This is a genomic window from Ferrovibrio sp. GW821-FHT12F09 (assembly GCF_058806775.1).
Map to the genome: position 1 here is coordinate 1,669,070 of NZ_JBXAPZ010000001.1, position 10,997 is coordinate 1,680,066.

Sequence of the window (10,997 nt, forward strand, 5' to 3'; positions counted from 1 at the left end):
TCGCATGGCAATACGGGCAGGAGGGGCGAATGACGGTGGATATTGGCCGGATCGGCCAGATTGCAATTTCAGCCGGCGATGTCGACCGGGCGGAAGATTTTTACGGCGTGAAACTGGGGTTCCGGAAACTGTTCCGGTTCGGCGATCTGCTGTTCTTCGATTGCGCCGGCGTGCGCCTGCTGATCGAGAAGGCGCAGGGTGCCGTGAAGACGGCGGGTGCCACGATTTATTTCCGTTGCGCCGACCTTGCGCTCGCCATACCGGAACTGCAGGGGCGTGGCGTGGTCTTCACGCAGGCTGCGCATCTGGTGGCCGAGATGCCTGACCATGATTTGTGGATGGCATTTTTCGACGATCCCGACGGCAACAGCCTGGCGTTGATGCAAGAAGCGCCGAAGGGCTATCGTCCGGTATGACTAGCGACCGCGCGCCGCGCGGACGAGGCGATCATTGATTGCCAGACCAAGGCCTTGTTGCGGAATCGGCATTACCGCGATGCCGTCCAGCCCTGCGACGTGATCCAGTGCATGCAACCCCGCATAGAGGCGGGCGGCCGCCTGGGCCAGATCGCCGGTGTCGCTCAAGGAAAAAACGGTGGCATAGCCGGCCGGCGGCTTGCCGAAACTGAGCAGACCTTCCCTGCCCTGCGCTGCGGCGGCATTGAGACGTACCGGCAGGCGCGGCGCATAATGCTTCAGCAGCATGCCCGGCGCCTGGATTTTTGCATCCACCGGCCGGCCGAGCGGCTCGCCCAGCATAGCCTCTATGGCTTCGGCCGCAATGCCGCCCGGCCGCAACAGCAATGCCTGCGACCCGGTGAGGCCGATCACGGTGGATTCCAGTCCGACCGGGCAGGCGCCGCCATCCAGCACGGCGATCTCCGGCCCCAGGCTGTCGCGCACATGCTGTGCCATGGTGGGCGAGACATGGCCGGAGCGGTTGGCCGAGGGGGCGGCGACCGGGCGGGCGACGCGGGCCAGCAGGTCGCGCGCCAGCGGGTGGGCCGGTACCCGCAAGGCCAGCGAGGGCAGACCGGCAGAAACGGCGTCCGTCACCGGGCAGCCGGGTTTGCGTGGCAGCACCAGGGTGAGGGCGCCGGGCCAGAAGCGCTCCGCCAGCAGACGGGCGCGGCTGTCCAGCAGCACCAGATCGTCGAGCTGGGCGATATCGGCCACATGGCTGATCAGCGGATTGAAATCCGGCCGGCCCTTGGCGGCGAAGATTTTCGCCACGGCCACGGCGTCCGTGGCGTCGCCGCCCAGGCCATAGACCGTCTCGGTGGGAAAGGCGACCACATCGCCGGCCAGCAGCCGCGCGGCGGCCTCTGAAATCGTTACGTCAACCATGGGGCGCAGTTTAGGCGGGCAGGGCTTGGCCTTGCTAGGCATCCCGGACCATATTATGCCTGCCGCAACACCAAGATTGCGGTCAAGGGAGACCCAAGATGGATTACGCCGCCCCCCTCAAGGACATGCGCTTCACGCTGGACCAGATCGCCGGCCTGGCTGAACTCGGCCAGTTGCCCGGTCTGGAGAATGCCGATGGCGACACGGTGGCTGCCGTGCTGGAAGAGGCGGCGAAATTCGCGGCCGGCGTGCTGTCGCCGCTCAACCGCGGCGGCGACCAGCATGGCGCCAAGGTCGACAACGGCGTGGTGCGCACGGCGCCGGGTTTTGCCGATGCCTACAAGAAATTCGTCGATGGCGGCTGGAACGGTATGCCATTCGCGGAAGATCTTGGCGGTGGCGCCATGCCGTGGGCTGTCACCATGGCGGCACAGGAGATGGTGCAGGCGGCCAACCTGTCCTTCTCGCTTTGCCCCTTGCTGACCCAGGGGGCCATCGACGCGATCATTGCGCATGGCACCGACGATCAAAAGGCGATGTACCTGCCCAAGATGGTGTCGGGCGAATGGACCGGCTCGATGAACCTGACCGAGCCGCAGGCCGGTTCGGATGTCGGCGCGCTGAAATCCAAGGCCGTGCCGGTAGGCGATGGTACCTACAAGATCAAGGGAATGAAAATCTTCATCACCTATGGCGAACACGATATGGCCGACAATATCGTGCACCTGGTGCTGGCGCGCCTGCCGGATGCACCGGCCGGCACCAAGGGCATCTCGCTGTTCATCGTGCCGAAATTCATTCCCGACGCCCAGGGCAAGCCCGGCAAGCGCAACGATGCGCGCGTGGTGTCGCTGGAGCACAAGCTCGGCATCCATGCCAGCCCGACCTGCGTCATGAGTTATGGCGACAACGATGACTGCATCGGCTGGCTGCTGGGCGCCGAGAACCAGGGCATGCGCTGCATGTTCACCATGATGAACAATGCGCGCCTCTCGGTGGGCTGCCAGGGCCTGGCGATCGCCGAGCGCGCCTACCAGCAGGCGCTGGATTACGCCGAGCAACGCAAGCAGGGCCGTCATCCCGGCATGAATGCCGAGCAGCATGTGGCGATCATCGAGCATGCCGACGTACGCCGCACGCTGATGCTGATGCGCAGCCTGACCGAGGCCTGCCGCGGCCTGATCTACCTGAACGCCGCCGCTATCGACCGTGCGCATCATCATCCCGATGAAGCCGAGCGGAAAAACTGGAAGGCGATGGTCGAGCTGTTCACGCCGCTGTCGAAATCCTGGGCCACCGATATCGGCTGCGAAGTTGCATCCATGGGCCTGCAGCTGCATGGCGGCATGGGCTTCATCGAGGAAACGGGTGCGGCCCAGCATTACCGCGATGCCCGCATCCTGCCGATCTACGAGGGCACCAACGGCATCCAGGCCATCGACCTGGTGATGCGCAAACTGCCGCTGAATGGCGGCGAGACAGTGAAGGTGCTGTTCGCCCAGATCGGCGGCACGGTGGCCGACCTGGCGAAAGCCGGCGATCTTGGCAGCCTGCACGGCCATCTCGACGGCGCATTGAAGTCGCTCATCCAGGCATCGGTCTGGATGGGTGGCCAGGTGACGAAGAATCCGGAGGCGGCGCTGGCCGGGGCCACGCCCTATCTGCGCGGTTTTGCTGTCACGGTGGGCGGCTGGCTGCTGGCGCGTCAGGCGCTGGCGGCGAAAGCCGAGATCCTGCAGGGCAGCAGCGATCCCTATTTCACCGCCAAGATCGTCTCGGCCCGCATCTTTGCCGAGCAGGTGCTGAGCAGCGTGGATGGCCTGTGCCGGGCCGCGACCGAGGGCAGCGAGGCGCTGGCCGAGGTGACGCCCGAGCTGCTGCGAGCGTAAAATCCGGGGTTTTCGTTACGGGCTGACCGGCACTGACGCTACGTCAGCGCTGGACTTTGCTTGTTTGACGCTTACGTAAGCGTCAAACTGGGGCAAAACCCGCCCATGACCCAGACTAGGACCAGCCGCGTGGCCGACGCCGCCCAACCCAGCGACTCCCCCAATATCGACGGCACTGCGGTATCCGATCAGGGCAGTCTCACCTATCCCTTTGCCAAGGAGGGAACCGGCCGCCCCGGCGATGCCGAAGTGATGGCGATGCGGCCGGGCGTGCTGTGGCTGCGCATGCCAGTGCCGATTCCGGGGCTGGACTACATCAATCTCTGGCTGATCGAAGAGGCTGAGGGCTGGACCCTGGTCGATACCGGCCTGCGGTCGTCTCGCCTGCAGACGATCTGGGATCGCATTGTCGCCCAGCATTTGAAGGGCAAGGCCATCACCCGCATTCTCTGCACCCATTTCCACCCCGACCATCTGGGCCTGGCTGGCTGGCTGCAGCAGCGCTTCGATGCGCCGCTGTGGATGACGTTTGGCGAATGGACATTCGGCCGCATGCTCGAACTGGAGCAGTCGCCTGAAGTGCCCGCCGACGTGATCGCCTTCTACACGCGGCTCGGCTTCACGGCCGCGCAGCTCGATGCGCTCAAGGCCCGCGGCTTCGGCAATTTCGCCAAGGCCGTGTCGCCGATCCCGCGCAGCTTCCACCGTATTTCCGAGGGCGATGTGATCGCCATGGGCGGCCGTGACTGGCAGGTGATTGTCGGTCGCGGCCATTCGCCCGAGCATGCCTGCCTGTTCAGTCCGACCCTGAACCTGCTGATTTCCGGCGACCAGGTGCTGCCGCGCATCTCGCCGCATATCGGGGTCTATCCTGGCGAGCCCGAAGCCGGGCCGCTGACGCAGTATCTGGATTCGCTCGACAAGTTCGATCACCTGCCGGCCGATGTGCTGGTGCTGCCCGCCCATGGCGACCCGTTTATCGGTTTGCACAAACGTACCGCGATGCTGAAGCGGCACCATGCGGTGCGTCTGGATGCCCTGCTGGCTGCCATGCAGCAGCGGCCGCTGACCGTGATCGATGCCCTGCCGCTGCTGTTCCGTCGTGACGTGACCGACCATATGACCCTGGCCGTGGGCGAGGCCTTGGCTCATCTGCATCACCTGATGCATACGGGGCAGGTGATGCGTCGTCTGAATGCCGCCGGCCAGTATGAGTTCCTGTGCGCCGGCAGCGCCGCCGAAGCCGCGCAGTAATTCCTTTTCCTTTTCGCACCACAAAGTCCACCCGTCGCGCTAGGATGGCGAAAACGACGGGAGGACGACCATGACCGAGACCATCCGGACCGGTTCGCTGCAGGGCAAAACCCTGTTCATCACCGGCGCCAGCCGCGGCATCGGCCTGGCGATTGCGCTGCGGGCGGCGAAAGACGGGGCCAATATCGCCATCGCCGCCAAGACCACCGAACCGCATCCCAAACTGGCCGGCACGATCTATACGGCGGCCGAGGCCATCGAGAAAGCCGGCGGCAAGGCCCTGCCGCTGGTGGTGGATGTGCGCGAGGAGGCCGTGGTCGAGGCTGCTGTGAGCCAGGCGGCGGAAACCTTCGGCGGCATCGATATCCTGATCAACAACGCCTCTGCCATTTCGCTGACCGGCACGCTGGAAACGCCGATGAAGCGCTATGACCTGATGCACCAGATCAACACACGCGGCACCTATCTGTGCAGCCAGAAATGCCTGCCATACCTGCTCAAGGCCGAGAATCCGCATATCCTCAATCTGTCGCCGCCGCTCAACATGGAGCAGCGCTGGTTCGAATCCCATGTCGCCTACACGATGGCGAAGTTCGGCATGAGCATGTGCGTGCTGGGCATGGCGGGTGAGTTCCGTCGCAAGGGTGTCGGCGTCAATGCACTATGGCCGCGCACCGCTATCGATACCGATGCGATGAATGTCATCACCGGGCCTGAGCTCCGCAAGAAATGTCGTAAGGTGGAGATCATGGCCGACGCGGCCCATGTGATCCTCACGCGGCCGGCGAAGGAAACCACCGGCAACTTCTTTATCGACGATGAAGTGCTGCGCAGCGCCGGCCTCAATGACCTGTCGCGCTATCGTTATCCGGGCACGGCGGAAACCGACCTGATCCCGGATTTCTTTGTCTGAAATCTCACAAGCTGTGAGATTCCTGCGATAAGCACCCGGCAGCCGTGCGGCTGCCGCATTTGCTGCTCATATTCTCCTAATCGGGCGCCAACCGGAACTATTCCGGAATGGGGTCGTTTCTGTAGCAACCTCATGACATGACTTCGGCAAACGAAGCTGTGCCGTGATTAGGAGGCAGTTATGACGAACATGACGAAAAACCGTCTTATGGCCGCTGTGGCGGCAATGACCCTGATGGTGGCTGGCGCGGGTTTAAGTGCCTGTGGTCAGTCGAAAACGGATCGCGCGATTTCGGGTGGCGCCATTGGTGCCGGTGTTGGTGCCGTCGGTGGCGCGCTAACCGGTAATACGCTGGGCGGCGCGGTGCTTGGCGGCGCGGCCGGCGCAGCGACAGGCGCGCTGACCGATGACGATCAGATCAATCTCGGCAAGCCCGCTTGGAAGTGATGGGTCGAACCATCATTGCCTCTCGGCATCAACATCCGCCTGATGGCAATGCGATGCTATCAGGCGGAAAGTCACACTTTCTATTTAAGACGACGAATTTCTAACCGCACCACTATTGGAGCAAAGGAAGACACCATGCTGAAGATTTCAGATTTCTCCCGCAGTCTCGCCGTCGTCATCATGTTGGGCGGCGCCGTCGCCGTTTCCGCCTGTTCCTCGACTCCCAAGCAGGAATCGACCGGGGAATATGTCGATTCGGCTGCGATCACCACCAAGGTGAAGGCTGAGCTTATCAAGGACCCGGTGACCAAGGCTTCGCAGATCAGCGTCGAGACCTTTAAGGACACCGTGCAGCTGAGCGGCTTCGTCGACACCTCGGCCTCCAAGACCCGCGCCGAGCAGATTGCCCGCAACGTGCAGGGCGTGCGCGGCGTGAAAAACGATCTGGTTGTGAAGTAAGGAGCGCGCCGTCATGCCGATGGGACGCGTCCTTGGCGCGGTGGCTCTGGTCGCCGGCCTGATCCTGCTGGGTTTCGGAATGAATGCGTCCGATGCCCCGATGGAGCAACTGAGTGAGACCTTCACCGGCCGCTACAGCGACCGAACGATGTGGTACCTGGTGGGGGGCGCTGCTGTCGCTTGTGGCGGCGCGGTGCTCCTGCTCCTCGGCCGCAAGGCCTGAGAATAAAAACAACGCCGGACGGAAGCATCCGTCCGGCGTTTCTTTTTCAGTCAATCCTACTTTAAACATTTTGGAGGCGGCGCCATGAGTATCGGCACAATCCTGCTTATTATCCTGATCATCCTTCTTATCGGCGCGGTGCCGAGCTGGCCGCACAGCAGCAGCTGGGGCTATTACCCCAGTGGCGGTATCGGCCTGGTGCTGATCATCGTGATTGTGTTGCTGCTGATGGGGCGCATCTAGCGCATCGGGCAGTCCGTGACAGAAATGACGGCGCGTGGCGATGGCTACGCGCCGTTTTCTTTTGTCCGGCTTTCCTGTGCGATCGCTTCGTGATGCCGGATCACTTCCCTGACGATGAAGGCTAGAAATTTCTCGGCGAAGTCGGGGTCGAGCCGGGCATTCTCGGCCAACTGGCGCAGCCGGGCGATCTGCCGGGTTTCGCGGGCGGGGTCGGCCGGCGGTAGCTTCTCGCGGGCCTTCAGTTGCCCGACCTGCTGGGTGCAGGCGAAACGTTCGGCCAGGAGGTGGATCAGCGCAGCATCGATGTTGTCGATGCTGTTGCGCAGGCGTTGCAATTCGGGATGCACGGGATCGGAGGGCGTGTTTTCGGTCATGGCGATGGTGTGGCTGACGGACCACCATCATGCGGAGCGCGAGCGCCCGGTCAAGCCGCCGGCTTTCAGGTGGTGAAGAAGTCGAGTTTGTACATGTCAGGGGTAGCAGCAGATTCATCGCGGTCGACGCCGATCACCGTGACGTCCTGGCGCAGCGCCATGCCGGGCAGATGGGTGAGCAACTGGGAATAGGCGCTCTCCCCGCGGGAGGGACCGTCGAAGGCGACGCCGAGCGTGATCATGCGGCAGTCCACGCAATAGCCGGCCCGCATATAGTCATGCGGGGAGGCCAGGTCGTTGAACAGGATCCCGGTGTTGTGGTCCTTGGCCGCCTGCAGGATCTGCGCCGTGGTCATGTCCTGGCCGTCCAGCCGGTGCGGCCGGTTGTAGGCCTTGAAGAAGGACACGGCCAGCAGCAGGGCAATCTTGGTCTTGCCGCCGCCCGCCGGGCCGGAAATGTAGACGAATTGCGGCACGGCCAGACGGGTCCGCAGGATGGTGACCTGCTGATCGGTAAAACCGAAACCGGCAATCGGATTGTAGGCCTTTTGTGACATGAGCCTGTCGTACCCGAGGGTTACTAACAGGGGTAGTGTCGGCAGAGGTTGAAATCCCGTAACCCTTTGAACCCGGGCCGCTTCGCCCGTCAGGCCGCCTGGCGGCGCAGGCCGAGGCGCTGCCAGACATTCTGCAGGGCCATGGTGAGGGCCTGCATCATGGCATCGGTATGAACCGGGGTGGGCGTGATGCGCAGCCGCTCGGTGCCGCGCGGCACGGTCGGGTAGTTGATCGGCTGGATATAAATACCGTGATCGGCCAGCAGCATGTCGGACGCCGCCTTACAGAGCGCGGCATCGCCCACCATCACCGGCACGATATGGCTCTGGTTGACCAGCACCGGCAGGCCGGCATTGACCAGCATCCGCCGCAGGGTGGCGGCGCGCTCCTGATGGCGGGCCCGCTCGACCTGGCTGCGTTTCAGGTAGCGTACGCTGGCGGCGGCGGCGGCGGCGATCGCCGGCGGCATGGCCGTCGAGAAGATGAAGCCCGGCGCATAGGACCGTACGGCGTCGATCATGGTCTTGCTGCCGGCAATATAGCCGCCAACGACACCGAAGGCCTTGCCCAGCGTGCCCTGGATGATGTGCAGGCGATGCATGGCGTCATCGCGATCGGCTATGCCGCCGCCGCGATTGCCATAGAGGCCTACGGCATGCACCTCATCGAGGTATGTCATCGCGCCGTATCTGTCGGCCAGGTCGCAGATGGCATGGATGGGGGCGATATCGCCATCCATGGAGTAGACGCTTTCGAAAGCGATCAGCTTCGGTCGGTCGGCCGGCAGTTTCTGCAGCAGGTCTTCCAGATGGGCAACATCGTTATGGCGCCAGATCAGTTTTTCGGAGCCGGAATGACGAATGCCTTCGATCATTGAATTGTGGTTGTCGGCATCCGAGAGGATGACGCAGCCGGGCATCAGCTTCGCCAGCGTGGCCAGCGAGGTCTGGTTGGCGATATAGCCCGACATAAAGGCAAGTGCGGCCTGCTTGCCATGCAGGTCTGCCAACTCGGCTTCGAGTTCGACGATCGCGTGGCTGTTGCCTGAAATGTTGCGGGTGCCACCGGCGCCGGCGCCGAATTCGGCGGCCGCCTTCTGCATCGCTTCGATCACCACGGGATTCTGGCCCATGGCAAGGTAATCGTTCGAGCACCACATGGTGATCTTGGCCGGGCCGACACCGCTGTGGTTGTCGGCCACAGGGAAGCTGCCGCAGTTGCGGGCCAGTTCGGTAAACACCCGATAGCGCTTTTCAGCGCGCAATGTCTCGACCGCCTGGCCGAAGAGGGCTTCGTAATCCATGGGGCTTGATGCCTGGTCGCGCCGGCATTGTGGGCCGGCAAATCGTTAGCTGGTGCCGGATATTAGCCTCCGGCCCGACCGGCTGGCTAGTGGGACCGGACCGCTGCGGGCGCGACGAGGGGTCGCAGGGACCCGCTCTCACGCCCAGTTGATGGTGCCTGCTGTGTTGTTGCGATGCGGTAGCATCGGCCTGATTGCAGGCGTCTATTTCGGTCGCACCATCCGGAATTTGGTTTCCGGCGTGGCCTCGAAGTAGTCGGCCAGATAGCCCGAGCGCATGATCGGCCGCGCTGCGGCGGCATCGAACAGGCCATCCTTGATGAAGGCCTTGTTGATATGCACGCCCACCACCTGGCCCAGAGCCATCCAGGCGTCCAGCGGATTACCGTCCAGATCGTGCTGGCGGATCACCTGCAGCAGTTTGCATTCCAGCGCCGTCGGGCTCTCGGCGACCCGCGGTACGGAGACCTTGTGGCATGGCGCCGGCGTCAGGCCGGACAGTGCGAACTCATCCACATCGGACTCGACGCTGGCCGAAGTCTTGTTCATGGCGTCCGCCAGCGGCCGGGTTGCCAGATTGGCGACGAATTCGCCGGTGTCCTGGATGTTGCGGATGCTGTCTTTCCAGCCGGTGCTGCCAAAGGCGACAATCGGTGGCTTGTCGTGAAAGGCATTGAAGTAGCTGTAGGGCGCGAGATTGACGCGGCCCTGGGCATCGCGTGAAGAAATCCAGCCGATCGGGCGCGGGCCAACGATGGCCTTGAAGGGGTCGTGGGCCAGGCCATGGCCTTTTGCCGGATCGTAGAAGTGCATCTCGGGAAGGGTGGTCAGTGTGTTCGACATTTCCGCTCCGCTGCCCTGTGGCAGTCTGGTCAGGTTGCGCTATAGAGTGGTTCAAACCGCTGCCGCCGGCAATCGGCGGAGAGATGCGAACCTATATAGGTATGGCTGGCCTGCATGCCCTACGATTTGAGTCGCCTGGCTTTGCTGATTATCGAGCCAGACGAAACCATCGCCACCACCTGGCGCCGGTTGCTGACCGACCTGCGAATCCGTAAGGCTCGCTTTGTGCCTGGCGCAACTCCGGCATGGACCCTGTTGTGCGGTGGCGCGGCGTCGGATGCCGCGTTCGACATCCTGATCGCGCGTTGGGAATTGCCCGGGGAGGATGGCCTGGCGCTGGTGAACAGACTGCGACGCGATCCGGAGTCGCCGACCCCGTTTCTGCCGGCGATCATCGTGACGCAGACCATTACGCGGGAGCGGATTCGGCAAGCGTTGCAGGCTGGGGCCCATGAAATCCTGGTGCCGCCGCTGACCCCGAAAACCGTGGGCACGCGCCTGCGGGAAATTGTCGAGCGGCCCCGGAAGTTCGTTCGCAGCTCGGATTATTTCGGGCCGGATCGGCGACGTACCGTGCGCGCGGATTATGCCGGGCCGTTCAGGCGCGCCGAAGACAGGGCAAAGCCTTAAGCGAAGCTTTTCTGGGCGGCGCCTTTCAGCGCCTCGATGATCTCGGCGCCCAGTTCGCCAGCAGGGCCCTGGATGCGGTTATCGACCACCGTGCGCAGGGCAGCGACATGGGCGTCGATCACGTCGCGATCAACCTTGCCCTGTTCGATGGCGGTCTCGGCATAGCGACACAGCAACTGTCCGATATCGGTCACCAGTTGATAGCCGAATGTGCTGCCCTGGCCCTTGATGTCATGGGCGACCCCGTAGACATCGCGCAAAGCCTGAGCATTGCTGCCATCGGTTACCCCGGCAATGGCATTGTCCAGGCGCTTCAGATCGTCGTTAACCCAGCCGATATACTGGTCCGACAGCCCGGCAACGGCCGCCTGGGCGCTGGCAACTGCAGTATCAAAGGCTTGATTTGACTGATCTTTTTTGGAAATCGGGACCATGGCGTGCCGGTAAGGGGTGCGAGCGATTCTTATCCAGCTATAGGAAAGCCAGCGCCAGACCAAGTCTAGGTTATCAACCGG

The 10,997-nt window shown here is 63.2% G+C and carries 15 protein-coding genes; 9 read left to right on the forward strand and 6 right to left on the reverse strand.

What is annotated here, in order from left to right:
- Positions 1-29 precede the first annotated feature (29 nt).
- Entirely contained in the window at positions 30-416 is a 387-nt protein-coding gene (locus tag AC1ROB_RS08275; protein ID WP_492971673.1) for a VOC family protein, read from the forward strand.
- Here AC1ROB_RS08275 and AC1ROB_RS08280 read toward each other — a convergent pair whose 3' ends face one another.
- Positions 417-1,346, reverse strand: a complete 930-nt coding sequence (locus AC1ROB_RS08280) for an L-threonylcarbamoyladenylate synthase (protein WP_492971672.1) — start codon at positions 1,344-1,346, stop codon at positions 417-419. It lies immediately after the preceding gene.
- A 98-nt stretch (positions 1,347-1,444) separates the two neighbouring features.
- On the opposite strand from AC1ROB_RS08280, the gene AC1ROB_RS08285 reads away from it, so the two are divergent.
- From AC1ROB_RS08285 to AC1ROB_RS08315, 7 genes are all read left to right on the forward strand, one after another.
- On the forward strand, positions 1,445-3,235 hold the full coding sequence (locus tag AC1ROB_RS08285; protein ID WP_492971671.1) for an acyl-CoA dehydrogenase: 1,791 nt from the start codon (positions 1,445-1,447) through the stop codon (positions 3,233-3,235).
- Between the two features lie 105 nt (positions 3,236-3,340).
- Positions 3,341-4,489, forward strand: coding sequence for an MBL fold metallo-hydrolase (locus AC1ROB_RS08290; RefSeq protein ID WP_492971670.1), 1,149 nt, complete (start codon positions 3,341-3,343; stop codon positions 4,487-4,489).
- Between the two features lie 70 nt (positions 4,490-4,559).
- Positions 4,560-5,402 (forward strand): SDR family oxidoreductase, encoded by an 843-nt coding sequence (locus tag AC1ROB_RS08295; RefSeq protein ID WP_492971669.1) that lies wholly within the window; start codon positions 4,560-4,562, stop codon positions 5,400-5,402.
- 180 nt (positions 5,403-5,582) lie between these two features.
- Positions 5,583-5,849 carry a YMGG-like glycine zipper-containing protein gene (locus tag AC1ROB_RS08300; RefSeq protein WP_492971668.1) on the forward strand — a complete coding sequence of 89 codons (267 nt, stop codon included), beginning with the start codon at positions 5,583-5,585 and terminating at the stop codon, positions 5,847-5,849.
- Between the two features lie 135 nt (positions 5,850-5,984).
- On the forward strand, positions 5,985-6,308 hold the full coding sequence (locus AC1ROB_RS08305; RefSeq protein WP_492971667.1) for a BON domain-containing protein: 324 nt from the start codon (positions 5,985-5,987) through the stop codon (positions 6,306-6,308).
- Between the two features lie 19 nt (positions 6,309-6,327).
- Positions 6,328-6,531, forward strand: a complete 204-nt coding sequence (locus tag AC1ROB_RS08310; protein WP_492971666.1) for a DUF3185 family protein — start codon at positions 6,328-6,330, stop codon at positions 6,529-6,531.
- An 84-nt stretch (positions 6,532-6,615) separates the two neighbouring features.
- Positions 6,616-6,774 carry a DUF3309 family protein gene (locus AC1ROB_RS08315; protein ID WP_492971665.1) on the forward strand — a complete coding sequence of 53 codons (159 nt, stop codon included), beginning with the start codon at positions 6,616-6,618 and terminating at the stop codon, positions 6,772-6,774.
- A gap of 44 nt (positions 6,775-6,818) precedes the next feature.
- Here AC1ROB_RS08315 and AC1ROB_RS08320 read toward each other — a convergent pair whose 3' ends face one another.
- The 4 genes from AC1ROB_RS08320 to AC1ROB_RS08335 form a co-directional block, all read right to left on the reverse strand.
- The gene (locus tag AC1ROB_RS08320; RefSeq protein WP_492971664.1) at positions 6,819-7,148 is read right to left on the reverse strand and encodes a chorismate mutase; all 330 of its coding nucleotides are present in this window, start codon (positions 7,146-7,148) and stop codon (positions 6,819-6,821) included.
- A 65-nt stretch (positions 7,149-7,213) separates the two neighbouring features.
- A complete protein-coding gene (locus tag AC1ROB_RS08325) occupies positions 7,214-7,705 on the reverse strand; it encodes a P-loop NTPase family protein (RefSeq protein WP_492971663.1) in 492 nt (163 codons plus the stop codon).
- Positions 7,706-7,794: 89 nt separating this feature from the next.
- Positions 7,795-9,009 carry a 5-aminolevulinate synthase gene (gene hemA / locus AC1ROB_RS08330; protein WP_492971662.1) on the reverse strand — a complete coding sequence of 405 codons (1,215 nt, stop codon included), beginning with the start codon at positions 9,007-9,009 and terminating at the stop codon, positions 7,795-7,797.
- 204 nt (positions 9,010-9,213) lie between these two features.
- The gene (locus AC1ROB_RS08335) at positions 9,214-9,852 is read right to left on the reverse strand and encodes a flavin reductase family protein (RefSeq protein WP_492971661.1); all 639 of its coding nucleotides are present in this window, start codon (positions 9,850-9,852) and stop codon (positions 9,214-9,216) included.
- A 114-nt stretch (positions 9,853-9,966) separates the two neighbouring features.
- On the opposite strand from AC1ROB_RS08335, the gene AC1ROB_RS08340 reads away from it, so the two are divergent.
- Positions 9,967-10,482 (forward strand): response regulator transcription factor, encoded by a 516-nt coding sequence (locus tag AC1ROB_RS08340; protein WP_492971660.1) that lies wholly within the window; start codon positions 9,967-9,969, stop codon positions 10,480-10,482.
- Here AC1ROB_RS08340 and AC1ROB_RS08345 read toward each other — a convergent pair.
- Positions 10,479-10,916, reverse strand: a complete 438-nt coding sequence (locus AC1ROB_RS08345; RefSeq protein WP_492971659.1) for an Hpt domain-containing protein — start codon at positions 10,914-10,916, stop codon at positions 10,479-10,481. The genes AC1ROB_RS08340 and AC1ROB_RS08345 overlap by 4 nt on opposite strands.
- Positions 10,917-10,997: the final 81 nt, after the last annotated feature.

What these genes read in the sequence shown, in the direction of transcription:
- AC1ROB_RS08305 (WP_492971667.1), top strand. Translation starts at nt 5,985, where the DNA reads ATGCTGAAGATTTCAGATTTCTCCCGCAGTCTCGCCGTCGTCATCATG.
- hemA (WP_492971662.1), bottom strand. Translation starts at nt 9,009, where the DNA reads ATGGATTACGAAGCCCTCTTCGGCCAGGCGGTCGAGACATTGCGCGCT.
- AC1ROB_RS08335 (WP_492971661.1), bottom strand. Translation starts at nt 9,852, where the DNA reads ATGTCGAACACACTGACCACCCTTCCCGAGATGCACTTCTACGATCCG.
- AC1ROB_RS08340 (WP_492971660.1), top strand. Translation starts at nt 9,967, where the DNA reads ATGCCCTACGATTTGAGTCGCCTGGCTTTGCTGATTATCGAGCCAGAC.
- AC1ROB_RS08325 (WP_492971663.1), bottom strand. Translation starts at nt 7,705, where the DNA reads ATGTCACAAAAGGCCTACAATCCGATTGCCGGTTTCGGTTTTACCGAT.
- AC1ROB_RS08290 (WP_492971670.1), top strand. Translation starts at nt 3,341, where the DNA reads ATGACCCAGACTAGGACCAGCCGCGTGGCCGACGCCGCCCAACCCAGC.
- AC1ROB_RS08285 (WP_492971671.1), top strand. Translation starts at nt 1,445, where the DNA reads ATGGATTACGCCGCCCCCCTCAAGGACATGCGCTTCACGCTGGACCAG.
- AC1ROB_RS08275 (WP_492971673.1), top strand. Translation starts at nt 30, where the DNA reads ATGACGGTGGATATTGGCCGGATCGGCCAGATTGCAATTTCAGCCGGC.
- AC1ROB_RS08345 (WP_492971659.1), bottom strand. Translation starts at nt 10,916, where the DNA reads ATGGTCCCGATTTCCAAAAAAGATCAGTCAAATCAAGCCTTTGATACT.
- AC1ROB_RS08295 (WP_492971669.1), top strand. Translation starts at nt 4,560, where the DNA reads ATGACCGAGACCATCCGGACCGGTTCGCTGCAGGGCAAAACCCTGTTC.
- AC1ROB_RS08310 (WP_492971666.1), top strand. Translation starts at nt 6,328, where the DNA reads ATGGGACGCGTCCTTGGCGCGGTGGCTCTGGTCGCCGGCCTGATCCTG.
- AC1ROB_RS08320 (WP_492971664.1), bottom strand. Translation starts at nt 7,148, where the DNA reads ATGACCGAAAACACGCCCTCCGATCCCGTGCATCCCGAATTGCAACGC.
- AC1ROB_RS08300 (WP_492971668.1), top strand. Translation starts at nt 5,583, where the DNA reads ATGACGAACATGACGAAAAACCGTCTTATGGCCGCTGTGGCGGCAATG.
- AC1ROB_RS08280 (WP_492971672.1), bottom strand. Translation starts at nt 1,346, where the DNA reads ATGGTTGACGTAACGATTTCAGAGGCCGCCGCGCGGCTGCTGGCCGGC.
- AC1ROB_RS08315 (WP_492971665.1), top strand. Translation starts at nt 6,616, where the DNA reads ATGAGTATCGGCACAATCCTGCTTATTATCCTGATCATCCTTCTTATC.